The sequence below is a fragment of the Lactivibrio alcoholicus genome (genome assembly GCF_055390895.1).
In genome coordinates this window covers 676,772-700,789 of the sequence record NZ_AP042471.1, presented here as the reverse complement: position 1 = coordinate 700,789, position 24,018 = coordinate 676,772, and the positions used below count along the sequence as shown (strand labels likewise).

Below are 24,018 nucleotides of genomic sequence, written 5' to 3'. Positions count from 1 at the left end.
CGTCGGGGGTGAGGTGCTCCCAGAAATCGACGAGTGAACCGACGTCCTCGGGGAAGTACTCGGGATACGCGACACCCTGGCGGAGTCGCGCAAGACGCGGAACGGTCAGTCCGTGAATGCGCTCCGTCAGATTGTCCGGTCGTTCGCGCGGAAAGTAGAACCGGTTGAAATAGCCGAGAACATTCCCGTCGTCGTCGAAGACGATCGACGATGCGGAAACGACCGAGCGACCGACGAACCCGTTGGTTTCAAAGTCGAGAACGGCGTATCGGATGGAGACCCCTTCTTTCGGTGTGGATTTCCCTCGTTTCGTCTCCAGGAATTATACCCGCACATCCGAAAAGAGACATGGAGCGTGCGATAATACATATCAGGGAGCGGAGACGATGGCAAAGGGAGGAAACGCCGTGGGAGCCGGCGAGTATGCGGAAAAACTGCGGAAGACGTTCCTGCGGAAGGACATCCTGCTGTTCGTCGGGGCGTGCGTCCTCTGCGTCGTTCTGGCGTTCATTCTCTTCGGCGTCGATCCACTCCTGAACCCGGAAAGGGCGATTCGGATCGTCCGGGAGTCGAGCAACCTCAGGCCCGGAATGACGAACGAGGAGTTCGTCCGCTCGACGCTCACCTCGACGGGGGCGATTCTGTCCGTCGGGTGGGGAGCCGACCTCATGGAGAACGGGAGTTACCTGGTCTATTTTCTCTTTCTCGACGCGAGGGCGCTGCTCAGGGGATGGTTTTTCGAACTGGTCCCGGGGAGAAGGGCGATTCACGAGGTCAAACGATCGCACGGAGGGGCATACGCCGATGCGATCGACGCCGCTTTCGCCGCCGCCCGGATTCCGTTGCCGGAGGAACGTCTCCTCGCGTTGCGCGTTCAGCGATCGGAGGCTTTCGGCCGGGGGAAGACCGTTCAGGATGTCGTCAATGAACGTCTGCAGGCGGAAGGCGCCCGGAGCAGCTACGGGTGGATCGTCGTCTCGATGCCGGACGGACGCAGAATCGTCGGGTTTCTCTACGAACCGGCGGTTCCGAATCCCAGTCCGATGCGGGGATTCGTGTTCGAGGTGGCGGCGGACGGATCCATAAAACGAATCCCGTTCGATCCGGAGCGCCGCTACGAATCCGCGCTCCTGCTTCACGAAGCGAACGGAACTCCCGTTCCCGAACGGCTTCGCCGGGAATCGCCGATTTTCGGCGAAGGATCCGGCCCCACCCGAATCGACGCGTTCCTGAAGGAGACGCTGCGGTACTACGGCCCCGGAGAGTCTGACCTCACGGCCCGCCTCGGCCCGCCGTCCTCGAGCCGGACGAAGAGGACCGGAGAATCCGGAACCGGAGAGTTCGCCCCGATCGTTGCGTCGCTGGCCTACAGGGGACTGCAGGCGGATTTCTTCAGGTGGCCCGACAGGGAGATCCTCGCCTATCTCGACATAACGTCGGCCGAATACCCCCTGGGCGGCTCGATCAGGGTCGGAATGCACTCCGGCTCGGTCCGCGCGGAACTCGGAGAGCCGCAGCGCATGGAGGACAACGTGATGATCTACACGGGCGCCGGGTGCGACTACGAACTTTTTTTCCGTCTGGACGGCCGTGGGGTCATCCGCAGCATGGAGATTGTGCTGTATGCGGACTAACCCTACCTACAGGCGGACGAGTTCGAGCGCGATGAGGATGATGACGATCCATTCGAGGACCGTGGACCGCTTGGAGCCGATCTCGTTTTCCATGAGTTCGTAGGCGTCCTTCATCGATGCGAGTTTTTCGTCTATTTTTGTGAGCCATGTCTGCGTCCGGAAGATCCTGAGGGCACGGACGTAGATTTGCGCGTAGTAGACGTCTTCCGTGACGCGGACCGACGTCGTGAGGTGGTCCGTCATCAGGCGCGTCTCGAGGACGAGTTTCATGCCGCGCCGGGCGAGGTTGCTCCACCGGTTCGAGAAGAGCGCCGTGAGAAGCGGGACGGGTGTATCCATATCGCCGTAGAGCCCCTTGAGTTTTTCAGTCAGGGTCTCGTCGTAGTAGCGGGCTTCGAGCACCTGGACGACCGCGTATTCGAGGAGCAGAAGGATGTCGTTCGCCTCCTTGCGGTCGACGATGAGCGCGTTGTCGTAGTTCAGAAGGACGAGCTCGTCGTCGGAAAACGAGAACGCGTTATCGGCGATCATCCCGATCTGCTGCGCGCTGACCGGAGCGCGTTCGCCGAGAAGCATTCCGAGGAGTTTCGGATAGTTGCGGAACGTGTCGAAGGTGATGGGTTCGTCGGTATCCTTCAGAATATAGAAGGTGTACTCCTCCTGGAAGTTCGCGTAGCCGTGGCGCCTCGAAAGGCAGCTTTCGATTCCGTGGGAGATCTGCTCGATCTCCCAGTCGAGATGCCGGTCGATTTCGGGGTCCGGATCGAGTGACAGGGCCGTCTCGATGAATGCCCCGAGTTCGAGGTTGCGGACGGGGATCCGCATGATCAGGGACACGACGCCAAGATCGAAGAAGTGCGCGGCGAGGTCGAAGACGACCCTTCCGGACGACGCCGCCCATGCCCGCGGACCGAGGTCGACGGCCACCGGCGGGTTGACGAGTTCGATCGATTTCGTCTCGACGCGGACGAGCGACTGTCTGACGGGCAGTCGTCCGGCGAAGACATCGGGCGGCAGCGTCCCGAGACGGATTTCGTCGGCGATGTCGTACATTTTCATGTGGACGATCTCTCCGGATCGTATATTCATGGCTTTCCTCCATGCGTTTCGTGCATACACGCCGATACTTTACACCAAACGGGGACGAAAGCACACCCCGGACGCGCCGGTATGTATAATGCAGCGAGCGGACCGAGTTCGTTCAGGAAGACAGTGTCCGCCCGAAAGGAGAACACGTCGGTGAAAACAGAGCGAATCCCTCCTGAACGGGGAACATTTCCCTCCTGTCGTATCGCCGTCTCACCCGAGACGGACATCTTCATGATCGATCTTCCCATTCCGCTGCCGGGAATGGAGCACCAGATCACGGCATGGCTCCTGCGCGACGGAAGAACGGGGTGGACCGGACTCGTCGATGTCGGACCGACATCGACCGTCCCGGGGCTTGTCAGGACGCTCCGGGCGCTTGATGTCCGGTCCGTCGACACCATGCTCGCGACGCACGTCCATCTCGATCATTCCGGAGGAACGGCCGCTTTCCTGAAGGAGTTTCCCCGGTGCGGCGTCTACGCGCCGGAAAAAGGACGGCAGCATCTCGTCCGTCCGGAAAAACTCTACGAGGCGAGCGTCGCGACGCTCGGAGCGACGGTGATCGACGCGTTCGGAGAGCCGGGGTACGTCGATCCGGGGTCGTTCGTCGATTCCGCTCCGCTCCGGGAAATCGAGATCGTCGCGACTCCCGGACACGCGTCGCACCACGACGCGTTCGTCTTTACGACGTCCGCGGGAAGCGTCCTCTTTCCGGGAGAGGCGGCGGGCGTGGCGCTGACCCGATTTGTCGCCGACCTCTGGATTCCGAGGGAAAACGTGGCGCGATTCCCGGACGGCGTCATTCCAGCGGACTTCCGATACCAGTCCCCGGGAACGCCGCCGCGTTTCGAGTACGAAATCTACGCCGGATCCCTCGGACGTCTGCGGGAGCGGGAGTACGCGCTTCTCTGCTACAGTCATTACGGCTGGACCGAGGATGCCGCGGAGGATCTCACGCGCCTTTCGAAACAGCTCGAACGCTGGAGGGCCGTCGTGACGGAAGAATGTTTCATCCGGCCGCGGGATGCGACCGGAGACCGCGAACTCGTGGAACGCATCGCTCTTCGACTGCGAAGCGAAGATCCGCTGCTAGCGGCGTTTTCGTTCTTCGATGCCGGAAACAAGGTCAAGGAAGAGTTTTTCCTGAGAAACAGCATCCTCGGGTTTCTCGGGTATGTGCGCGGTACCGGGGAACCACGGAAAGGTCGTTGAAGAATCATCTGGCGTGAGCGTTCCGGTTGGGGTACAATTCTGACACGAGAAATCGCCGTATTTTCTGTACGGACGGATGGTCGAAGGAGGCAGGCATGAAAAGGAACCTGTTCATTTTTATCCTGAGTTGCGCGCTTATGGCCGCGTCGGCGGCGATTTCCTGGGGGGCGGTCCGGCCGGCGAGCAGTCCTGCGCCCGCGAACGAAGCCGCCGAGGTCGTCTGCAACACGACGCTCAAGTGGACGGGGTCGGATTCCGTCAGCGGCGATGTCATCACGTATTCGATCTATCTCGGCACGAATCAGACCTCGCCGACGTACCTCGGGAGCATATACACCGCCTCGGCGGATCTGACGAATCCGACGTTCGAGTACGCGCCTTCGCTCAAGCTGCTCCCGCTGACGGCGTATTACTGGAAGATCATCACGAGCGACGGGAACGGGAATGTCGCGAACGGGCCGACATGGGTATTCGTGACGGGAGATACGTTCCCGGACAACAAGTACGAACCGTATCCCGCCACACAGCCGTCCCCGGCGGACAACGCGCAGTACGTCGCGAAGAACGCGGTTCTCTCATGGACGGGCAAGGATCCGAACATCGAGGGCGGCAATACGTCCGTGAAGTTGTACTACGAGGTCCGGCTCGGGACGAGCCCGTCGGTCATGCCCGTCGTCACGTCCGGCAGGGCGGGCTCGATCAGCGTCAACCAGTATGTCCCGACGTCGCTCCAGAACAACACGAAGTACTACTGGCAGGTCAACTCGATCAATTCCTACGGACTCCGGACGAACGGCCCCGTATGGCAATTCACGGTCACTCACGATCCATCGGACGACCCGCGAGGCGGTGCCTCAGAAGGGTGTTCGGCAGCCGTCTTCGTCCCATGGTCGCTGGCGCTCCTTGCGCCAGTCCTTTTCCTTCTGAGAAAATAGGGCTCGAACGGCGCGCGCAAGCGGCAATCAGGCGGGCCTTCGGGGGGTGATTCCTCCGAAGGCCCTTTTCCCGTCTCCGAATGTTTTATCGCGGACGGGTACCCGGAGAAAGGGAGTCGTTGATGGATATCCTGATTCAGACATTCGCGGCGTTGACCGCGAAGCAGGCGGTCATGATCCTTGTAGGGCTCGGACTTATCTGGCTCGCGATCGAGAAGGAATACGAACCCGCGTTGCTCCTCCCGATGGGGTTCGGGGCGCTGCTCGTGAACGTTCCGTTCACGGCCGCGCTGACGCACACCGTGAACGGCGTCGTTCAGGAAGGGGCCCTGAGCTTTCTCTTCCAGGCCGGAATCGCGACGGAACTCTTTCCGTTGCTCATCTTCATCGCGGTCGGCGCGATGATCGACTTTACGCCCCTCTTCCAGTATCCGGTCGCGTTTCTGTTCGGCCTGACGGCGCAGGCGGGAATCTTCCTGACGATGGGGCTTGCGCTCGTTCTCGGTTTCGACGTCAAGGAGGCGGCGTCCATCGGGATCATCGGGGCCGCCGATGGTCCGACGTCCATCTACGTCTCGGCACGCTTCGCCCCTCATCTTCTCGGACCGATCTCGGTCGCCGCGTATTCCTATATGGCGCTCGTGCCGCTGATCCAGCCTCCGGTGATCCGGATGCTGACCACGCAGAAGGAGCGCGCGGTCCGGATGGAGTATACGGAGCGTCACGTCTCCCGACGCGTCAAAATCCTCTTCCCGATCGTCGTCACGCTGGCGGCGGGTTTCGTCGCGCCGGCGTCAGTCGCACTCATAGGCTTCCTGATGTTCGGCAACCTGATGCGCGAGAGCGGCGTCGTCGACCGGCTCGCGAAGGGGGCGCAGAACGAACTCGCGAATATCGTCACGATTCTCCTCGGACTCGCGATCTCGGTGACTCTCAACGGGGAAAAGTTCCTGCAGCCGTCGACGCTGATGATCCTCGGAATGGGGCTTGTCGCGTTCGTGCTCGATACGGCCGTCGGCGTCCTCTCCGCAAAGTTCCTGAATCTTTTCCTGCGGGTGAAGGTCAATCCGATGATCGGCGCCGCGGGGATATCGGCGTTCCCGATGTCGGCCCGTGTCATCCAGACGATGGCCGCGAAGGCGTCGATGAACAACTTCGTGCTGATGCACGCCGTGGCAGCGAACGTATCGGGGCAGATCGGCTCCGTACTTGCCGGGGGGCTGTTGCTCGCCTTTCTCGGGGGGCATTGACCTCCCGGCCGACGGGAACCGAAGGGACACGCGAGGGGCCGCGCGTAGGCGCGGTCCCTCTTTTCAGCGGTGGAAGAATTTCATGAGCGACAGGAGCGCTCCCTTGCGAAAGGCGATTGCGTCGTGCGGACACATCTCCTGGCAGCAGAAGCAGCGGATGCACTTCGCGTAGTCGAACGCAGGGCCGCGCGCGGAAAGCCGGACGGCCCCCGCGGAGCAGGCCATGACGCATTTGCCGCATCCGCGACACGCGCCGCGGACCGCGACGGGCCGGGATACGAGAACCCCCTTGCCGAATCCGTCGAGGAAGGATGGCAGCAGATGGAGGGAATCCTGCGGCGGAAAGACGACATCCCGAAACCGGAACGTCGCGTCGATGTCGCCCGTCAGCTCGCACATGCCGGGATCGGCTGCTTCGAGTTCGCGATCCTTCGCGGCGCGGGCGAGCGGGAAGACCTCGGGAGGGCAGCCGAGCATCCGACACAGGACCATGTCGAGCGCGAGCGGATCCGTCGCTCCCGCGAGGATGCCGAAGCTTCGGGGGGTTCCGTTCCGTGGGCCGCCGCCTTCCATGCCGATGACGCCGTCGAGGATCGTGATCGCCGGGCGAACGGTCGCCGCGATATCCAGAAGCAGCGACGCGAAGGTTTCGCGCCGGAGCCCGACCTTATAGTGCCATTCGGCCTTCCGTTGCGCGACGACGCACCCGAAGAGGTTCTTGACGCCGAGCGTGAGCATCATCTGGCCGTGCGTCTTGAGCTTCGGGAGATTGACGACGGCGTCGACTTCCCTTACGGCCGAGGAGAGTTCGAGCCCGTGAAAGATCGAACCGCGCGGAGTCGGAAACGGGACTGAACCGGAAAGCTCGACGCACGGGATCCCGAGTTCCTCCGCGACGGCCGCGATGCCGGATTGCGCGGCGACCGAGGCGAACGGATCGATACCCGGGCTGTCGCCGATCGAGCAGAGGACGCCGAGGTCCTTCAGGATGGCCCCGACGGCCCGGACGACGGAAGGGTCGGTCGTGACCCTCCTGTCGGGACGCGATGCGGCGAGCATGTTCGGTTTCAGGAGGACGCGCATCCCGGGGCGGAAAAAGCGTTCCGCCCCTCCGAGATCGGCGATGATCCGCTCGATTCGTCCCCGGATTTCCGCACGTTCATACGTTTCCTGTCTGTAGACCGAAACCCTGTTCACGCTGCGGCTCCCATTGCCGAATCCTCCTGCGTGTATAATGAACAGAAATGGAGGTGAAGCGTGTGCATCATTCCAAGTCCGAACGAATCGTCCTGCGACGGCGCCGTGCCGGCGTCATCGAGACGGTCCCCTGCACTGTCCGCTATCTTGGCCCCGACGACCATGCGAAAGCCGCGGCCTTTCACGGCAGAATCGCCGAAGAGATCGGCGACGAGTCCCTCTTCTCGGCGGAAAACTCCATACGCGAGACGCTTGGAGGAAAGGGGCGCGCCCTCGCCTTCTTCGACGGCGACAGGATGGTGTGCTTCCGTTCGGTGTCCTATTCTCCATCCGAGGTCGAACCCGCGGTTCGGGATCTCGCAATCCCGGGAATGGAAGACCGCGTCGCGGTCATGGACTTCTGCGTGATCGACAGTTCCTTCCGCGGCAACAACCTCCAGCAAATCTCCTATTACCTCATGGAATCCATCGTGTACGCCGACAACAGGAACATCTTCTACACGACCGTCTCTCCGAAGAACATCTACAGCCTGGCGAACGTCCTCGAATGCGGCTTCTGCATCGAGGATCTCAAGCGGAAATATGCGGGTACCCTGCGGTTCGTCCTCTCGAAACACCTCGACGTGCCGACGCAGACGTCGACGCGGAACCACCGGGAGGTTCCCCTCCACGACGTCCGGGCGATTCGCGGAGTTCTCGACGAAGGGTATTCCGGCTACAAACTCCGCCACCGGTCGCGCGGGATGGTCATCCTCTTCGGAAAACCGCTCGCGTAAGGAAAAGAGGCACCAGAGCGAACACTGCCCAGAGTTGCATGACGCCGCCGGAAGCGGAGCAGCCTCCGCCGAACAGCGACGAACAGGAGGGTTCGTCGTCGTCGACGATCCCGGCGCCGACGGCGAGCCCGACATCAACGGATCCGTTGACCACGCCGTCCATGTCGTAGATTCCTCCGTCCTGAACGTCGACGACGAGACGGATGTCGCTCACGGACCAGCTGCTCCACGCGTTCAGATAGTGAACGAACATATCCCTGCTCGTATCGTAGATCCGGAGCGACGCGAGAAGATGGTTCGTGATCGTCCCCCAGCCGCGCTCGTCCTTCAGGGAGAGCATGAAACGCGGTTCGCCGCGTACTTTGACCTGGAAGAAGTTGGGGTCGAGCCACGCGTCCTGGCGCGTATCGCAGTCGTAGTAGGCGATGACGAGGTCTTCGAGGACGTCCGTCGTACGCACGACCGCCTGGATTTCCCTCGGGAGCACGTAGAATCCGGTCACGCCCGCGGCCGCCGTGAAGGAAAGGCAATTCCGGAGGTTCGTCCTGTACGCGGCCGCTCCGGCCGGCCGCTCCGTGGAGAGAAAGCAGAGAAGGGCAATGGCTGGAACCAGTCGTCGAAACATGGCTGAACCGCCTCCTTCTTTTTTGCAGATTATACCTTTTTTTGCGCGTAGCTGAGAATCGAGCGTGATGTCCTCGAACGAGGAGATGGAATCGTTTTCGGGAGTATTCCGGGATGTTCTCCCCCTCGACCGGAGCGGGAAGATGAAGTACCATGTCCGAGGCATGCAATCCCCGCGCTGGGTGCCGATCCGCGCGGTCGAACCCACGGGGATCGATTTCGTATTCGGGAGGCTCCGTGAATGCAACCGATCAAGCGGCAGATTGAGGATTCCGTGGACGCGATGAGGGGGGAACTCCTCGCGCTCAGTCACAGGATTCATTCGACCCCGGAGACGGGGTGGCAGGAGCATAAAGCTGTACAGTGGCAGAAGGAACTTCTCGAGCGTCACGGTTTCACGGTCGAGATCCCGTTCTTCGGAATGCGGACGGCTTTCAGGGCTACGGATCCCTCGAACCGGCCGAACGGGGTGAAGATCGCCTTCCTTTCGGAGTACGACGCCCTCGAAGGCGTCGGCCACGGGTGCGGCCACAACATAATCGCCTCGATCGCGATGGGAGCGGCCGTATCGCTCGCACGGGTCATGGAGGCGAACGACATTCCAGGGGAAATCGTCGTCATCGGAACCCCGGCGGAAGAGACGGGAGGCGGAAAAATCCCTATGGCTGACGGAGGCGCATTCGACGGAATCACGTGCGCGATGATGATTCACCCGTCGGACGACAATCTCATCGCACGCCACGGACTCGCGGCGCAGAGCGTCGACGTCGAGTTCTTCGGCAAAGCCGCGCATTCGTCGAGCCCGAAGGACGGCGTGAACGCGCTGACGTCCCTGATCGCGCTGTTCAACGGGATCGACTCCGTGAGCCACACGTGGAGCAACGAGAGCAAGATCAACGGAATCATCACGCACGGAGGGGCGGCGTCGAACGTTGTCCCGGACTATGCCAAGGCTTCGTTTACCGTACGGGCCGGCAGAAAAAAGACGCTCGTCGGGATCTTCGCCGATATCGAACGCGTCGCCGGGGCCGCCGCGATGCTCACGGGAGCGCGCTGCGCCGTCACGGGCGCCCCCGTTTACGCGGAGCGCTACCCGAGCCTGACGCTCGGCGAAGCTTTCAAGGCGAACATGGAAACTCTCGGGGAAACGATGCACTATCCCGACTACACGGCTCAGGTCGGTTCGTCCGACATCGGCAACGTATCGCTTGTCGTCCCGGCGATCCACGAGTATCTCGCGATCGCGCGCAAAGGGGAGGTCACCGCGCACCACGATTCCTTCCGGAAGGCCGCGGTCAGTCCGAGAGCGGACGATGTCGTGCTGCTCGGCGCGAAAGGGCTCGCGATGACGGCGCTGGATGTCCTGACGATCGAAGAGCTCCGCGAGCGTATGCGGAAGGAATTCGACGAGAAGGTGCGGCCGAACCAGTGTTGACGCCGAAGGAAACGGAGAACTCCTGAATGCTCACATATCTTCTCAAACGCGTGTTCCAGATGTTCGTGGTCCTGTTCATGGTTTCCGTGATCGTCTTCTGCGTCATGAGCTTCACCGGAGACCCCGTTCTCATGATCGTGCCCCCGACGGCGACGGATGCCCAGATCGCCGAGGCTCGTGTCGCTCTCGGGCTCGACCGTCCCCTCTGGGATCAGTACGCCGTTTTCCTCCGAAATCTCCTGCATGGAAATCTCGGGGTCTCGTACATGTTCAAGCGTCCCGCACTGACGCTGATCGTCGAACGCATGCCCGCGACGCTCGAACTGGTCTTCCTGTCGATCGTCATCTCCCTCGCGATCGCACTCCCCTGCGGCGTCTTCGCCGGCGCACGCCCGAATAACGCGCTCAGCAGGGCGATCATGGGAGGCTCCCTTCTCGGAATCTCCCTTCCGTCCTTCTGGGTGGGCATCCTTCTCATCTTCTACTTCGCGGTCGAAAAGGGCTTCCTTCCGTCCTCGGGACGGGGAACGACGGGAACGCTTTTCGGAATCCCGTTCGCCTTCCTCACGTGGGATGGATTCAAGCACATCATCCTCCCCGCGTTCACGCTCGCGCTCGGCACCCTGGCGATGCTGATCCGGCTCATCCGGGCCCAGATCATGGAGGTCATGCGCCAGGACTTCATCAGGTTCGCGCGGGCCAAGGGCGTCACGTGGAGGAGCCTGCTGTTCTCGCACGCGCTCAAGAATGCGCTCGTTCCCGTCGTGACGGTCTTCGGACTTCAGGTGGGCAGCCTGATCGCCTTCGCGACAGTCACGGAGACGATCTTTGCCTGGCCCGGGATGGGAAAGCTCCTCGTCGACTCGATCAACACGTCCGACAGGCCGGTCATCGTCGCGTATCTCATGATCGTGGCGGCCATGTTCGTCGCCATCAACTTCATCGTCGATATCGTCTATACGATGATCGATCCGCGCGTCGACCTCAGGTGATCGCCATGGACGAGAAACGGAAAACCTTCTACAGAACCGAGTTCTTTCACAATTTCGTCCGGAACCCCGGCGCCGTGATCGGACTGGCGATTGTCCTCTTCTTCCTCATAACGGTTATCATAGGCCCCATGATCACTCCCCAGAATCCCTACGATATCGCGAGCCTGGACCTCATGGATGCGTACAAACCCCCAGTGTGGATGGATGGCGGCGATCGATCGTTCGTTCTCGGGACGGACGACCAGGGACGGGACATTCTGAGCGCGATCGTCTACGGCAGCCGGATATCCCTGTTCATCGGAATTGCCGTGGTCGTGCTCTCGTGCGCGATCGGAACATTTCTGGGGCTCGTGGCCGGATACTTCGGTGGGCGCCTCGACGGCTTCCTGATGCGCGTCGTGGATATACAGCTCTCCTTCCCCGCGATGCTCGTCGCCCTATTCATCATGGCGGCCTTCGGACGGGGACTCGGCAAGCTGATTATCGCGCTGACGCTCGTCGGATGGGTCCTGTACGCGCGCACGGTCCGGGGCTCGGTTCTCGTCGAGCGGAACAGGGAATACGTCGATGCGGCCAGACTCATCGGTCTTTCGCCGTTTCCGATCATCCTGCACCACGTCCTCCCCAATATCCTGACGCCGCTGATCGTCATCGCGACGATCCACGTCGGAACGGTGATCCTGACGGAGGCGACGCTGAGCTATCTCGGCGTCGGGGTGCCTGTCACGCAACCCTCTCTCGGTCTGCTGGTCAAGAACGGCTACGATGTCCTTTTCAGCGGACTCTGGTGGTCCTCGGTCTTCCCCGGGATGTTCATCATGCTTCTGGTCTTCGGAATCAACCTTCTCGGGGATTTTCTCCGGGACGAACTCAATCCGCGTCTGAAATAGGAGAATCCAATGTCCGGACCGTTGCTGGAAGTAAGAAACCTCAGAACCTGGTTCGAACTCTTCCGGGGGACCGTGAAGGCCGTCGACGGCATCGACTTCACGCTCGACACGGGAGAGATTCTCGGAATCGTCGGCGAGTCGGGCGGAGGAAAGTCCGTCACGGGGTTCTCAATCCTCGGTCTGATCGATCCTCCGGGAAGGATCGCGGGCGGCGAAGTCCTGTTCCGCGGAGAGGATCTTCTGAAAAAGAGCGAGGACGAGATGCGCCGGATCCGAGGCCGCGAGATCTCGATGGTCTTCCAGGACCCGATGACATCGCTCAACCCGCTTCAGACCATCGGACGTCAGATCGACGAAATGCTCGTCCTGCATACGCCCCTCTCGCCAGCCGGACGGCGCGCCCGTACGCTCGAACTTCTCGACGATGTTGGGATCCCGACCCCGGAGGATCGTCTCGACTGCTATCCGCACCAGTTCTCCGGAGGAATGCGGCAACGGGTGGTCATAGCGATCGCACTTGCGGCGACTCCGCGACTCATCATCGCCGACGAACCGACGACGGCGCTCGACGTGACCGTTCAGGCGCAGATCCTCGCGCTCATGGAGCGGCTCGTGAAAAGGTCCGGCTCGGCACTGATCCTCATTACGCACGACCTCGCCGTCGTTTCGGAGATGACCCACCGGGTCGCCGTCATGTACTGCGGAAAGATGGTCGAGGAGGCTCCGACGCGGGAACTGATCGCCCGTCCGCATCACCCCTACACGAAAGGACTTCTCGGATCGATTCCGAGAATGGCGGGGCCGCGCGTTCGGCGCTTGCCGCAGATATCCGGGATGGTCCCGAGTCTCTTCGATCTGCCGAAGGGGTGTTCGTTCGCTCCTCGCTGCAGTTTTGCGGCCGGGCGGTGTTTCGAGGAAATCCCGGAGATGCGCGTCGTCGCTCCTGGACGGAAGGTCGCGTGCCACAGCCCCGTCGGCGCGGAGGAAGGGGAGACGAAGCGTGCCCGATAGAAATGAATGCGCCACTCCGGAAGCGATTCTCGAGGTCTCCGGCCTCGTCCAGAGCTTCGAGCAGCGCAGGGGACTCACGGACCGGCTGACGGGGAAGCCCAAGCGCGTCGTCCACGCGGTCAACGGAGTCTCGTTTTCCGTGAAGCGCGGCGAGGTTTTCAGTCTGGTCGGCGAGTCCGGCTGCGGCAAATCGACGACGGCGAGGACCGTCGTCCGGCTTCTGGAACCGAAGGCGGGGAGCATCGTCTTCGACGGGGAGGATATCTCGCGGCATACGCCGTCGCAGATGATGCACGTGCGACGGAAGATGCAGATGATCTTCCAGGATCCGTACGCGTCGTTGAATCCGCGGCAGAGAATCCGGGACATCGTCATGGAGCCCATGGTCTTTCACGGAATCGTGTCCGGCCGGGACGAGGCATACGAGAAAATGTACCGTCTTCTCGACATCGTCGGATTCCGGCCGGAGCAGGCGGACCGCTACCCGCACCAGTTTTCGGGAGGACAGCGCCAGCGGATCGGGATCGCGCGCGCTCTCTCGACCAATCCGGCCTTCATCGTCGCCGACGAACCCGTATCCGCGCTCGACGTATCGATTCAGGCGCAGGTACTCAACCTCATGATGGATCTCCGGGACGAGTTTTCCCTGTCGTATCTCTTCATCGCCCACGACCTCTCGGTCGTCAGGCACGTCACGGAGCGGCTCGGGATCATGTATCTCGGATTTCTCGTCGAACAGGGGACATGCGACCGGATCTTCGGCCAACCGATGCACCCCTATACAAAGGCGCTGCTCTCGGCCGCGCCGACGCTCGACCGAACGGCGACGGCCGAACCTCTCAAAGGGGACGTCCCAAGCCCCATTCATCTTCCTCCGGGGTGTCCCTTCGCGAACAGGTGCCCGCAGAGGATGGAGATCTGCACGACGGAGCGCCCGGAGATCCGCGAATGGGCGGGGCGGATGGTCGCGTGCCACGCAATCGGGAACTGACAGCCGGGAGGCTGCTGTTCGGATCACATATTCTTCCAAGGGGGGAAACAGGATTATGGGCAGAAGGTTTGCGGCAATACTGGCGGTGTGTGCTCTGTCGCTGCTGATGTGTACGGCGGCGGTGGCGGCGGAGAAGAGCCTCGTCATCGGACTCGCGTCGGACGCGCTTTTCATGGATCCGTCGCAGCAGGACGAGACGATTACGAACACGATGGGGCGCTTCATGTACGACGGGCTCTTCAACAGCGACCCGAGGGGCATTCCGGTCCCCGGACTCGCGACGTCGTGGTCGGTCGGCGACGATAACCTCACGTGGACGTTCGCTCTCCGCAAGGGCGTGAAGTTTCACGACGGCAGCGATTTTACGGCAGAGGACGTGGCCTACACGATCGACGTGTGCCGGACGTCGCTCCTGAAGAACTTCACGGCGTCGATCAAGGAGGTCCGGATCGTCGATCCGCACACGGTCAAAATCATCACGTCCGTTCCGACGGCCATCCTTCTCGAATCGCTCGTCCCGCTCCGGATCCTCCCGAAGGCGTACAGGACGAAGGTCGGGCCCGAGAAGTTCAATCAGGCGCCGATAGGCACCGGGCCGTACATCTTCCAGGAGTGGGTCAAGGAAGACCACATTACGATGAAGGGCAACGACGCGTACTGGGGCGGCGCTCCGAAGATCGCGAAAGTGACGATGCGTCCGATCAGCAACGCCGCGACGCGTACGGCGGCGCTCCTCACGGGAGAGGTCGACATCATCGAAGACGTTCCCGTCCGCGACGTCGAAAAGGTGAAGGGAACGAAGGGATTCGAGGTCATCGACCGTCCGAGCGAACGCCTCATCTACCTCCACGTCGACGCGAACCGGCCGAAAGGGGCCGGAATCATCGGTCTCGACAGAAACCCCTTCAACGACATCCGCGTCCGCAAGGCGCTCTCGCTGGCCATCAACCGCGACGCGATCGTCAAAATGATCATGAACGGAAACGCGTACGCGACGAACCAGCTCGTCCTCGAGGGACGGCGCGGCTACACGAAGAAGATCCCCGCCCCCGCCTATGACCCCGCGGAAGCGAAGAAACTCCTCGCCGAAGCCGGCTATCCCGATGGATTCAAGATATACCTCGACGCGCCCAACGGCCGATATGTGAATGACGGACAGGTCGCGCAGGCCCTCGCGAGCCAGCTCACGAAGGTCGGGATCCAGATCGAGCTCCGTCTTCACCCGAAGTCCGTCTTCTTCGACTTCGTGCGTCCCGGCGACAAGTCGAGCCTCGTCATGACGGGGTGGTCCGAACCGATCGACGTCGGCGAGATGGCGAGCGTCCTCTTCTACACGCGGGGCAAGAATCCCGCCAAGGGAGGCTCCAATCGGGGGCACTACGCGAATCCCGAGTTCGACAAACTCATCGACTCGGCCGACGCGACGGCCGACCCGGCAAAGCGCGCGGCGATCCTCGAGGATGCCGCGGCGCTCATCGTTGCCGACGGCGGCGTCGTTCCGCTCTACTTCCAGCAGGATCTGTACGGCAGGAAAGAGGGTATCGCCTTCACGCCCCGCTCGGACAAGTCGATACTCGCCTACGAGATGGATGTGAAATAAGAATCGCTTCGGAACAGAGATCACGTGCCGCTCTATTCGACGCGAGGACGGGCTGCGGGAATGTCGTGCTCCGCAGCCCGTCTTTTTTGCCGAAAATTTTCATGCGTGACAAAATGGAGATGGAGGAGTAGAATATTCCTTTGCAATGAATATGCAAGGGGGGGTGAATACATGACAGGAACCGAAACGATGAAGCTCGTCTCTCTCGACGGAATGCCGCACTGGCGGCTGCCCGACGGCAGCTTCCTCCCGGCGAATCCGGAAAATGCAGGTCGCATTTCCCGGACGTCGCACGACGGAAGGAACCGGATCCTCGTGATCCACAACTAGGAGAGTAACGAGCGGCCTTTTGTATCTCAACGAACGTTCACAGGCGACGGACGTGGTCATACAGGGTTCTTCTGGCGGATCGGCTTGCAGCCGGTCCGCTTTTCTTTTTTTCGATCTGAATCTATAGTAGCATGATGCATTCGGAAGGGAGCTGTGATTCAATGACGTGGTCTCAATGGATTCCCGACTGGCTCAGGCGGGAGTACGGGCCGGAGTACGCGAACCTTCGCGAGGAACGTCCGGTCCTCGTCGATTGCGCTCTCGGCTGCAATCCGCTCGGGACGCCCGAATCGGTGCGACGCGTCCTCGAACGCGCCTCCTTCGGGGTGGATACCTATCCCGCCGACAAGGACTCCCTCGTCCGGGAGATCTGTTCCTGCTGGAAGGATGCGTTCGGCCCCGAGCAGCTGTTCTTCGGGTGCGGCTCGATCGGCGTGCTCTCGACCATCGCGCGTTCCCTGTGCGGCCCCGGAGCGCGCGTCATCGGCATGGCGCCTCAGTTCACCTCCGGACTGCTTGCGTTCCGGTTGTCCGGAAGCGACGTGAGCGTCGTGCCTCTCGACGCTCCGGACTATACCCCCGACACGGAACGCATCGCGTCGTCCGTGACGGAGGAAACGGCTCTCGTGTATTTCGACCGGCCGCACAACCCGACCGGATGGACGGCGCCGCTCGACGACGTGGTCCGCCTCGCGGACCGTTGCGCGGAAAGCGGCGCGTTCCTGATCGTGGACGAAGCCTACGGTGACTATATCCCTCGCGAGGAGTCCGCCATGACGCTCTTTCACGACTCGATCATCTGCGTGCGCAGTTTCTCGAAGGGATGGGGCCTGGCCGGGCTGCGCGCCGGATACGGCGTTCTCCGCGACCCGAGGGCCATGGCGCTCCTCCGGATCGTCGAAGACCCGTTTCCGCTGAACAGCGTGGCGCTTGCCATCCTTCCGGAGGTCATGAAGGACGCGGAGTATCCGCGCCGGACTCGCGAAGCCGTCACCGGCGTTAAACGGCGCGTGCTCGAATGTGCGGGGGCGACGCCCGGCGTTTCGGTCGCGCGCACCGACCCCGCAGTGCCGATCATGCTGGTCTGCGACCGACGCGAGGGGAATCTCTACGAACGGCTGATGAAGGTCGGCATTCGGACGGAACCGGGGGAGTGCTTCGAAAGGATCGGTGCGTGCTGCGTTCGGCTGCGGGTTCCTGCGCCTTCGCAGCTTTCGCTGTTCGGGGAGCTCTGGCCGAGGGCCTTCGCGTAAGCAATAAAAAAGGGGGGCGGAGGTTCGGCCTCCGCCCCGCGAAAGAACCGATGATCGCTTCGGCTATGGAACGATCTGCGTTCCGGACGTTCCGTCGAGCGCTTCGATCGCGTTGTTCAGGCTCGCGATGATGGCGCGTTTTCCCCCGTTCCGGACGAAGCGCAGCGCGGCTTTGACCTTCGGCCCCATCGATCCGGCCCTGAAGTGCCCTTCCTTCTCGAACGCCTCGACCTCGTCCGTCGTGACTTTCCCGAGCCACCGCTCTCCGGGCTGACGGTAGTGGACGGCGACAGCCGGGACATCCGTGAGAATCATAAGAACATCCGCTCCGACCTCCGCCGCGAGGCGTTCTCCCGCGAGATCCTTGTCGATGACGGCCTCGACGCCTTCGAGCGAACCGTCGGAACGCCGGATCACGGGAATTCCGCCGCCTCCCGACGCGACGACGACGAACCCTTTCGCCACGAGGGCGGTGATGACGTTCCGCTCGACGATGCCCTTCGGGTCGGGCGACGCGACGACACGACGCCAGCCCCGGCCCGCGTCGTCGATCCAGCGTTCGTTCGTCTCGGCCATGCGACGCCTGGCGGCCTCTTCGGTGGAGAAGGGGCCGACGGGCTTCGTGGGGTGGGCGAACGCGGGGTCCGCGGGATCGACTTCGACACGCGTGACGAGACATACAGGCTCCCTGCCGGGGATCCCCTCGCGGAGCATCGTGTTCCCGAGGCTCTGGCAGAACATATAGCCGATGAGTCCCTGGCTTTCAGCTCCGCAGATGTCCATCGGCATTGCCGGAACCTTCGCGGCTCCCAACTCGTTCTGGATCAGGATGGCGCCGACCTGCGGTCCGTTGCCGTGCGTGATGACGACTTCGTGCGACGCCCGTATCATGCGGACGATCTGGTCCACGGTCTTCTGGACGTTCTCCCGCTGTTCGGCGGCGACGCCCTTCTGTCCGGGCTGCAGAATCGCATTGCCCCCGAGGGCAACCAACACTCTCATACTCTCCGTTCCCTCCAACTCGTATCCCGGTAGCCGGGCGGATCCCGACGCGGTGTTATTGTATCAGTTCCGAAAGAAACGCCGGAAGGGCGAACGCGGCCCGATGGACGTCCGGCGTGTAGTAGCGCGTTCCCGGCGGACAGGGTCGAACCGGAACGGAGGGGTCGTATGCCGAGGAGCCGATCGTATACGTCCACATTCCGGTCGGGTATGTCGGCATCGCACCCCAGCAGAGGCGCACGTCGGGAAAGACGCGCCGGAGCGCGCCGACCGCTCCCGTGACGACGTTCGCGTCCGAAAACGGCGATTCCGTCTGCGCGATGGCCATTCCGTCCTCGCGCAGCGCCTTTCTGATGTCCGTGTAGAACGGCGCCTCGAAGAGACCGGCCGCGAAATCGACCGGATCCGTGCTGTCGACGATCGCGACGTCGAACTCGCCGAACGTCTCCCGGATGAAGGCGATCGCGTCGGTACACAGAACTTCCGCGCGCGGATCGTCCATCGACGCGGCGATCGAGGGGAAAAAACGCCGCGCAGCCGCGATGACCTGTTCGTCGATATCGACGAGGACCGCCCGCTCGACGCACGGGTGGCGCAGTACCTCGCGAAGCACGGCTCCGTCGCCGCCGCCGACGATCAGAACGGACGCGGGAGCGGGATGGGCGCAGAGCGGGATGTGGGCCATCATCTCGGAATAGCAGAACTCGTCGCGCTCCGAGATCTGGATCGCGCCGTCGAGGACCATCATGCGTCCGTATTCGGGCGTGTCGATGACGGCGAGTTCCTGATAGGGTGTCTGCGCGCGAAGAAGCGTCTCGCCGACGCGAAGCGACAAGCGCATGTCGCGCGTCTGCTCCTCCGCGAACCATACTTCGCAGCGGCGTCTCGGTCGCGTCTCCACGTTCATGTCCTCCCTTCCCGGCGCATGGCGTCAGTCTTTGTCGTAGACGTACGCCCTGAGGGGCGGAAAGCCGTTGAAGCAGATCGACGAATAACTCTGCGTGTAGGCGCCCGTCGTGAAGAAATATACCCGATCCCCTTCCCGGAGCGAGAGCGGGAGTTTGTACTTCTCGGTCTCGTAGAGGATGTCCATGCTGTCGCATGTCGGTCCGGCCAGGATGACCTCCTGCGTCTCGCCCGTGCGCTCGACGTAGATCGGGTACTTGATCGACTCGTCGAGCGTCTCGATGAGTCCGCCGAATTTTCCGACGTCGAGATATATCCAGCGATACTGGTTTGCCTCGGCCTTCTTTGAAACCAGGACGACTTCGCTGACCAGGAGCCCCGAGTCGCCCGTCATGGAACGCCCCGGTTCGATGATGATGTCGGGAAGTCCCTCGGGAAAGTCTTCGGTGAGGAAACGGGTAACCTCATCGGTGTACACGTTCGTCTCCGACGTCGGCGACAGGTACCTCGCGGGGAATCCGCCGCCGAGATTGATCATCCGGAGCGGAACGCCCTTTTCCCTGACGGCCTCGAAAAGGTAGCGGACCGTCGCGATGGCGTTGTCCCACTGACCGATGTCGCGCTGCTGCGATCCCACGTGGAACGACACGCCGTAGGGGTCGAGCCCGAGCGCGGGCGTGGAGAGGATGAGATTGTAGATCGTGTCAGGATGGGCTCCGAACTTCCTCGAGAGGGGCCAGTCGGCGCCGCTGCCGTCCATCAGGATCCGGAAGAAGACCTTCGAGCCGGGAGCGTTTTCCGCGATCTTGTTCAGGTCGCTCTCGGAATCCGTGGCGAAGAGTCTGATTCCCTTTTCATACGCGTAGGCGATGTGCGCGGCCTTCTTGATCGTGTTGCCGTAGCTGAGCCGGTCAGGGGAAACCCCCAGTCCGAGCATCAAGTCGAGTTCGTAGATCGACGCGATATCGAAACAGCTTCCTCTGTCGATGAGCAGCTTCAGAACTTCGGGATTCGGGTTGGCCTTGACGGCGTAGTACACTTTTGCGAAGGGGAGCCCTGTCGTGAGCTGATCGTAGTGCTGTGCGACCCGCTTGAGGTCGATGACGAGAAAGGGTGTTTCCTTGTCCGCTGCGAACGCTTTGATGGCCTCGAACCGCTCCTTGGGCATGAAACGCTCAAGGTCGAAACTGTAAGCCGGGGGGTGTTCCACTCCGATATTCCTCCTCTTTTTTGGGAACCGTGATAAAAAGCGAGCATAGTGTACGACCCTGGGGGCGGAAGGGCAAGAGGGTACTTTGTCTGTGTTGTGTATACATTTTGGAGTGGAAAAACGCACACGAGGTGCGGTTTCGTCGCGCGGGAATGACGCTTGACACGTCGCCTCCGCGGCCGATACACTCCTTGCGGCGCGAACGCGCCATACGAATCGGCCGCGGAGGGATGCTCCATTCGTACCGGAAAGCTCGTATACTTCGTCTTCGGAATCGTCCTGCTCCTTTCCATCGGAGGGGGAGTCCTTTTCTTCCGTTCGCTCCGGCAGCCGTCTCCTCCGACAAAGCCGTCCGAACCGTTCGCGACCCCGGTCGAACCAGCCCGGCCGACACCCGCCTTCGAGCCGTTCCCGCAGAAAGACCTTCCCCCGCTGACCGAACGCGTCGAGCGCGACCGGCGGTGGATACGCATCGTGAAAAGCCGCTACACGCTGCTTCTCTACAGAGGAACCGAAGTCGAGAGATCCTATCCGATCGCCGTCGGAAAGAACGGCGGCAACAAGACGCGATCGGGCGACAACCGTACGCCCGAAGGGCGTTTCTCTGTCGACAGGGTTCAGGATGCGTCCTCGTGGACGCACGACTTCGGCGACGGCAAGGGACCGATCCGGGGAGCGTACGGTCCATGGTTCATCCGGCTGAAGACCGGATGGCAGGGGATCGGGATCCACGGGACCCATGACCCCCTGTCCATCGGCGGAAGGGTTTCGGAAGGGTGCATCCGGATGCGCAACCAGGACGTGTCGGACCTGAGAGCCCGCGTCGCGCCCGGGATGCTCGTCGTCATTGAGGATTAGGCGCGGGGCTCCTGTAGGTGTAGGTGATCCCCGATATCGGTTCCGGGAGAACTCTGCTCCTGATCCGGACGGAACCTTCCTCGTATTCGATTGAGTGCAGCCTCAGCGGGAACACGAACTTCGAGAGGTCGAGGATCGGCTGGATCTGAGCCACGGCCTTGTCGGTGATGAAATCGGGGACGCCGACGCGGTTGACGGCGAGCGTGTAATCGGAGAGCCAGATCTGCTGTGCGTCCACTATCCGGAACCGGCTCGTGATCTCGATGAGGATATCGAGCGTGAACAGGATGCGGACCTGGTAGTAGCCGCGCGCGTACACACCGTTCCTGCCGATGGTGAGCTGGATTCCATGCCAGTGGTCATCGTCGCCGAAGTCCTTCCCGAGCAGATTCCGGTTGATGTCGTCCGCCGTGATCCTGCAATCCGCGACGGCGTGGAGCATGCCCTTCACGTCGACGTTCCCCCTTTCCCACTCCCGGACCGGCGTCATGTCGATTCCCATGCCGCGGACCCTGAGCGACGCGATCCGGACGCCTCCGATGGAGCACCCCTTGATGTCGAGGTACATGTCCCGGATCGATCCCGACGGATCGGGAGCCTCGTCGATGATCATCGTCATCTCATCGGGCGAGAATTTTTTAACGAAAAAGTCGACCAAAAGGGATCCCGCGTCTCCAGATACGGGAGCGGCCGCGGCGGGAATCACGCAGAAAGCCGCCAGGAGCGCCGCGAATGCGGCAAGGCAATGCACGCGTTTCGTCATGATCGTGTCCTCCTTGTTCTGTGCGTCAGTCAGGCTGGTTTTCGTCGATTTTCTCGATGTCGAACATCAGGCGTTCCCATCGCGGCATGAGTTCTCCGAGGAGGGACGCGGTCTGTCCCCTGCGGAGCATGAGTTCCTGCACGCGGCGCGAATCGGCGAGAATCTCCGGGATGCACAGAAGCTCGTCGGTTTCGGCCTGTTCCCGTTCGAGAGCGGATATCTCCTCTTCGATGGGCGTGAGCTCCTCGAGGACGACGCGTTTCCGGCGGTACCGCTCGTTTCTCAGTTCCGCTTCGGAACGTTTTCGTTCCCGTTCGCCGCCGCCTCCCGTTCCGTTCGTCGTCGCTTTCGGGGAATCCTGCTCCGCAGATCTGTCGAGTTCGGCCCGCTTCTCTATGAAATATGAATAGTTTCCGGGGTAATCCCGGATGCGTCCGTCCCGGATTTCGATGATTCTCGTCACGAGGGAATCCAGGAAGAAGCGGTCGTGGGAGACGATCACGAGCGTGCCGGAATATTCCAGAAGCGCCTCCTGGAAGAGTTCCTTCGTCGTCATGTCGAGATGGTTCGTCGGCTCGTCGAGGATGAGGAGATTCGAGTCGCGCAACAGGATCCTGAAGAGCGCGAGCCGGGATTTTTCTCCGCCGGAAAGCACCGAGATCGGCTTATGGATGTCGTCTCCGGAAAACAGAAACGCCCCGAGCAACGTCCGGCGCGGTCCCTCGAGGAGAGGGCCGCCCGCGTCGAGCGCCTCCTGCCACACGGTCCGTCTGTAGTCGAGGTTCTGCGTGCTCTCCTGCGAAAAGAAAGCTGCCCTGACGTTGTGACCGTGACGGACGTCTCCTTCCGTCGGCGGTTCCTCGAGCGCGATGAGGCGAGAGAGCGTGGATTTTCCGGCGCCGTTGACGCCGACGAGTGCGATCTTCTCCCCCCGAGTGATCGAGAATGAGACGTTCCGGAAGATACTCGCGCCGTCGTAGCTCATACCGACGTTCGTGAGCCGGACGACTTCATGCCCGGTTCGCAAACACTCGGGGAACCTGATCCTTATGGTTTTCCCGGGACCGTCGATCTCGACGGGATCGATCTTTTCGAGCACCCTGATGCGGCTCTGGACCTGGGCGGCCTTCGTCGCCTTGTATCGGAAACGCTCGATGAACGCCTCGGTCCTCTCGATCAGAGCTTCCTGTTTCCGGCGGGTCCGGAGCGCCTCTTCGCGTCGCTGTTCCCTCTCGCGGAGATACTGCGGATAGCTGCCGCCGTACAGCGTTACGGACCGGTTTTCGAGTTCCGCGATGTGCGTACACATCCGTTCGAGAAAACGCCGGTCGTGCGCGACGGCGATCATCGTCCCCCTGAAGCCCGTAAGCCACCCCTCGAGCCATTCCATGCTCTCCGTGTCGAGGTGATTCGTCGGTTCGTCGAGAAGCAGGATGTCCGGGGCGGCGAGAAGGATCGACGCGAGCAGAATCCGCATCTTCCAGCCCCCCGAGAACTCGCCGCAGCGACGTCGCGCGTCTCCGGCGCGAAAACCGAGCCCCGTGAGCACCTTTCCCGCGAGCGAATCGAACGCGTATCCGTCGAGCGCTTCGAAGCGTCGCTGAGCCTCTTCGTGTCGACGGAGGAGATCGGGGACACGGTCGCCGCCTTCGGAAATCCCGCGCGAGAGGCGTTCGAGCTCCCGTTCCGCCCCGGCGACGCCCGACCGTTCGCGAAGCAGCCGGAGCAGAGGGATGTCCTGGAGTTCGACGAGATCCTGGGGAAGATATCCGATACGATGCCGTCCGGGGATGGATATGGTTCCCTCGTCCGCTTCCGCCGCTCCGGCGAGAATCCGGAGAAGCGTGGTCTTTCCCGATCCGTTGGGGCCGACGAGACCGACCCTGGCGCCATCGGGAACGTCGACCGAAAGACGGTCGAAGAGAAGGCGTTCTCCGAAACGAAGCGATACATCATGTATGCATATCACGCTCTGTCCATCCTTTGACGCCGTATTGCGTCCCCCGTACCCGGAACCTGCGGGACGAGGACGAAAATATATTCGGACTCAGTATAGGGGC

General features: G+C 61.9%; 22 protein-coding genes. 14 read left to right on the top strand and 8 right to left on the bottom strand.

The features are described from left to right. Positions 1–386 precede the first annotated feature (386 nt). On the top strand, positions 387–1,634 hold the full coding sequence (locus ACZ5IU_RS03470; protein WP_464420557.1) for a hypothetical protein: 1,248 nt from the start codon (positions 387–389) through the stop codon (positions 1,632–1,634). Between the two features lie 6 nt (positions 1,635–1,640). Here the strand turns inward: ACZ5IU_RS03470 and ACZ5IU_RS03465 are convergent, their stop codons facing one another. After that, on the bottom strand, positions 1,641–2,723 hold the full coding sequence (locus ACZ5IU_RS03465) for a hypothetical protein (RefSeq protein ID WP_464420555.1): 1,083 nt from the start codon (positions 2,721–2,723) through the stop codon (positions 1,641–1,643). A gap of 150 nt (positions 2,724–2,873) precedes the next feature. Here ACZ5IU_RS03465 and ACZ5IU_RS03460 point away from each other — a divergent pair, with 150 nt between their 5' ends. The 3 genes from ACZ5IU_RS03460 to ACZ5IU_RS03450 all read left to right on the top strand — a co-directional run bounded on the left by ACZ5IU_RS03460 (position 2,874) and on the right by ACZ5IU_RS03450 (position 6,120). Then, complete coding sequence (locus ACZ5IU_RS03460; protein WP_464420553.1) at positions 2,874–3,935, top strand: MBL fold metallo-hydrolase; 1,062 nt, start codon at positions 2,874–2,876, stop codon at positions 3,933–3,935. 95 nt (positions 3,936–4,030) lie between these two features. After that, positions 4,031–4,870, top strand: a complete 840-nt coding sequence (locus tag ACZ5IU_RS03455; RefSeq protein ID WP_464420551.1) for a hypothetical protein — start codon at positions 4,031–4,033, stop codon at positions 4,868–4,870. 122 nt (positions 4,871–4,992) lie between these two features. Next, positions 4,993–6,120, top strand: coding sequence for a sodium ion-translocating decarboxylase subunit beta (locus ACZ5IU_RS03450; RefSeq protein WP_464420549.1), 1,128 nt, complete (start codon positions 4,993–4,995; stop codon positions 6,118–6,120). A 63-nt stretch (positions 6,121–6,183) separates the two neighbouring features. Here ACZ5IU_RS03450 and ACZ5IU_RS03445 read toward each other — a convergent pair whose 3' ends face one another. Further along, on the bottom strand, positions 6,184–7,317 hold the full coding sequence (locus ACZ5IU_RS03445) for a DUF362 domain-containing protein (protein WP_464420547.1): 1,134 nt from the start codon (positions 7,315–7,317) through the stop codon (positions 6,184–6,186). Between the two features lie 62 nt (positions 7,318–7,379). Here ACZ5IU_RS03445 and ACZ5IU_RS03440 point away from each other — a divergent pair, with 62 nt between their 5' ends. Then, complete coding sequence (locus ACZ5IU_RS03440; RefSeq protein WP_464420545.1) at positions 7,380–8,093, top strand: hypothetical protein; 714 nt, start codon at positions 7,380–7,382, stop codon at positions 8,091–8,093. Here the strand turns inward: ACZ5IU_RS03440 and ACZ5IU_RS03435 are convergent. Further along, the gene (locus tag ACZ5IU_RS03435) at positions 8,065–8,718 is read right to left on the bottom strand and encodes a hypothetical protein (protein ID WP_464420543.1); all 654 of its coding nucleotides are present in this window, start codon (positions 8,716–8,718) and stop codon (positions 8,065–8,067) included. The two genes, ACZ5IU_RS03440 and ACZ5IU_RS03435, sit on opposite strands and share 29 nt — an antisense overlap. 240 nt (positions 8,719–8,958) lie before the next feature. Here ACZ5IU_RS03435 and ACZ5IU_RS03430 point away from each other — a divergent pair, with 240 nt between their 5' ends. From ACZ5IU_RS03430 to ACZ5IU_RS03395, 8 genes are all read left to right on the top strand, one after another. Beyond that, positions 8,959–10,152 carry an amidohydrolase gene (locus ACZ5IU_RS03430; protein ID WP_464420541.1) on the top strand — a complete coding sequence of 398 codons (1,194 nt, stop codon included), beginning with the start codon at positions 8,959–8,961 and terminating at the stop codon, positions 10,150–10,152. Positions 10,153–10,178: 26 nt separating this feature from the next. Continuing rightward, a complete protein-coding gene (locus tag ACZ5IU_RS03425) occupies positions 10,179–11,144 on the top strand; it encodes an ABC transporter permease (RefSeq protein ID WP_464420539.1) in 966 nt (321 codons plus the stop codon). 5 nt (positions 11,145–11,149) lie between these two features. Further along, positions 11,150–12,034, top strand: a complete 885-nt coding sequence (locus tag ACZ5IU_RS03420; RefSeq protein WP_464420537.1) for an ABC transporter permease — start codon at positions 11,150–11,152, stop codon at positions 12,032–12,034. Between the two features lie 9 nt (positions 12,035–12,043). Beyond that, positions 12,044–13,045: an ABC transporter ATP-binding protein gene (locus ACZ5IU_RS03415; protein ID WP_464420535.1), complete on the top strand. Its 1,002-nt coding sequence runs from the start codon at positions 12,044–12,046 to the stop codon at positions 13,043–13,045. Next, entirely contained in the window at positions 13,035–14,036 is a 1,002-nt protein-coding gene (locus ACZ5IU_RS03410; RefSeq protein ID WP_464420533.1) for an ABC transporter ATP-binding protein, read from the top strand. Before ACZ5IU_RS03415 ends, ACZ5IU_RS03410 begins: the two co-directional genes overlap by 11 nt. A 55-nt stretch (positions 14,037–14,091) precedes the next feature. Further along, positions 14,092–15,636: an ABC transporter substrate-binding protein gene (locus ACZ5IU_RS03405; protein ID WP_464420531.1), complete on the top strand. Its 1,545-nt coding sequence runs from the start codon at positions 14,092–14,094 to the stop codon at positions 15,634–15,636. 171 nt (positions 15,637–15,807) lie between these two features. Next, on the top strand, positions 15,808–15,966 hold the full coding sequence (locus tag ACZ5IU_RS03400) for a hypothetical protein (RefSeq protein WP_464420529.1): 159 nt from the start codon (positions 15,808–15,810) through the stop codon (positions 15,964–15,966). Positions 15,967–16,127: 161 nt separating this feature from the next. Next, on the top strand, positions 16,128–17,219 hold the full coding sequence (locus ACZ5IU_RS03395; protein WP_464420527.1) for a pyridoxal phosphate-dependent aminotransferase: 1,092 nt from the start codon (positions 16,128–16,130) through the stop codon (positions 17,217–17,219). Between the two features lie 63 nt (positions 17,220–17,282). On the opposite strand, the gene arcC is transcribed toward ACZ5IU_RS03395, so the two are convergent. Genes arcC through ACZ5IU_RS03380 form a run of 3 tightly spaced genes read right to left on the bottom strand, consistent with a single transcriptional unit; the run spans position 17,283 to position 20,337 of the window. Then, entirely contained in the window at positions 17,283–18,221 is a 939-nt protein-coding gene (arcC, locus tag ACZ5IU_RS03390) for a carbamate kinase (RefSeq protein ID WP_464420523.1), read from the bottom strand. A 55-nt stretch (positions 18,222–18,276) separates the two neighbouring features. Continuing rightward, positions 18,277–19,122 carry a polyamine aminopropyltransferase gene (speE, locus tag ACZ5IU_RS03385; RefSeq protein WP_464420521.1) on the bottom strand — a complete coding sequence of 282 codons (846 nt, stop codon included), beginning with the start codon at positions 19,120–19,122 and terminating at the stop codon, positions 18,277–18,279. A 30-nt stretch (positions 19,123–19,152) separates the two neighbouring features. Then, a complete protein-coding gene (locus ACZ5IU_RS03380) occupies positions 19,153–20,337 on the bottom strand; it encodes a type III PLP-dependent enzyme (RefSeq protein ID WP_464420519.1) in 1,185 nt (394 codons plus the stop codon). A 159-nt stretch (positions 20,338–20,496) separates the two neighbouring features. On the opposite strand from ACZ5IU_RS03380, the gene ACZ5IU_RS03375 reads away from it, so the two are divergent. After that, the gene (locus ACZ5IU_RS03375; RefSeq protein ID WP_464420517.1) at positions 20,497–21,195 is read left to right on the top strand and encodes a L,D-transpeptidase family protein; all 699 of its coding nucleotides are present in this window, start codon (positions 20,497–20,499) and stop codon (positions 21,193–21,195) included. Here ACZ5IU_RS03375 and ACZ5IU_RS03370 read toward each other — a convergent pair. Together ACZ5IU_RS03370 and ACZ5IU_RS03365 are read right to left on the bottom strand one after the other, a co-directional pair. Further along, positions 21,182–21,958, bottom strand: coding sequence for an LmeA family phospholipid-binding protein (locus ACZ5IU_RS03370; protein WP_464420515.1), 777 nt, complete (start codon positions 21,956–21,958; stop codon positions 21,182–21,184). The two genes, ACZ5IU_RS03375 and ACZ5IU_RS03370, sit on opposite strands and share 14 nt — an antisense overlap. Before the next feature lie 25 nt (positions 21,959–21,983). Continuing rightward, positions 21,984–23,927 carry an ABC-F family ATP-binding cassette domain-containing protein gene (locus ACZ5IU_RS03365; protein WP_464420513.1) on the bottom strand — a complete coding sequence of 648 codons (1,944 nt, stop codon included), beginning with the start codon at positions 23,925–23,927 and terminating at the stop codon, positions 21,984–21,986. Between the last annotated feature and the right edge of the window lie 91 nt (positions 23,928–24,018).

Excerpts from the sequence above, each read along its gene's own strand:
- ACZ5IU_RS03470 (WP_464420557.1), top strand. The coding sequence starts at position 387 with ATGGCAAAGGGAGGAAACGCCGTGGGAGCCGGCGAGTATGCGGAAAAA.
- ACZ5IU_RS03465 (WP_464420555.1), bottom strand. The coding sequence starts at position 2,723 with ATGAATATACGATCCGGAGAGATCGTCCACATGAAAATGTACGACATC.
- ACZ5IU_RS03455 (WP_464420551.1), top strand. The coding sequence starts at position 4,031 with ATGAAAAGGAACCTGTTCATTTTTATCCTGAGTTGCGCGCTTATGGCC.
- ACZ5IU_RS03450 (WP_464420549.1), top strand. The coding sequence starts at position 4,993 with ATGGATATCCTGATTCAGACATTCGCGGCGTTGACCGCGAAGCAGGCG.
- ACZ5IU_RS03435 (WP_464420543.1), bottom strand. The coding sequence starts at position 8,718 with ATGTTTCGACGACTGGTTCCAGCCATTGCCCTTCTCTGCTTTCTCTCC.
- ACZ5IU_RS03430 (WP_464420541.1), top strand. The coding sequence starts at position 8,959 with ATGCAACCGATCAAGCGGCAGATTGAGGATTCCGTGGACGCGATGAGG.
- ACZ5IU_RS03425 (WP_464420539.1), top strand. The coding sequence starts at position 10,179 with ATGCTCACATATCTTCTCAAACGCGTGTTCCAGATGTTCGTGGTCCTG.
- ACZ5IU_RS03420 (WP_464420537.1), top strand. The coding sequence starts at position 11,150 with ATGGACGAGAAACGGAAAACCTTCTACAGAACCGAGTTCTTTCACAAT.
- ACZ5IU_RS03415 (WP_464420535.1), top strand. The coding sequence starts at position 12,044 with ATGTCCGGACCGTTGCTGGAAGTAAGAAACCTCAGAACCTGGTTCGAA.
- ACZ5IU_RS03405 (WP_464420531.1), top strand. The coding sequence starts at position 14,092 with ATGGGCAGAAGGTTTGCGGCAATACTGGCGGTGTGTGCTCTGTCGCTG.
- ACZ5IU_RS03400 (WP_464420529.1), top strand. The coding sequence starts at position 15,808 with ATGACAGGAACCGAAACGATGAAGCTCGTCTCTCTCGACGGAATGCCG.
- ACZ5IU_RS03395 (WP_464420527.1), top strand. The coding sequence starts at position 16,128 with ATGACGTGGTCTCAATGGATTCCCGACTGGCTCAGGCGGGAGTACGGG.
- arcC (WP_464420523.1), bottom strand. The coding sequence starts at position 18,221 with ATGAGAGTGTTGGTTGCCCTCGGGGGCAATGCGATTCTGCAGCCCGGA.
- ACZ5IU_RS03370 (WP_464420515.1), bottom strand. The coding sequence starts at position 21,958 with ATGACGAAACGCGTGCATTGCCTTGCCGCATTCGCGGCGCTCCTGGCG.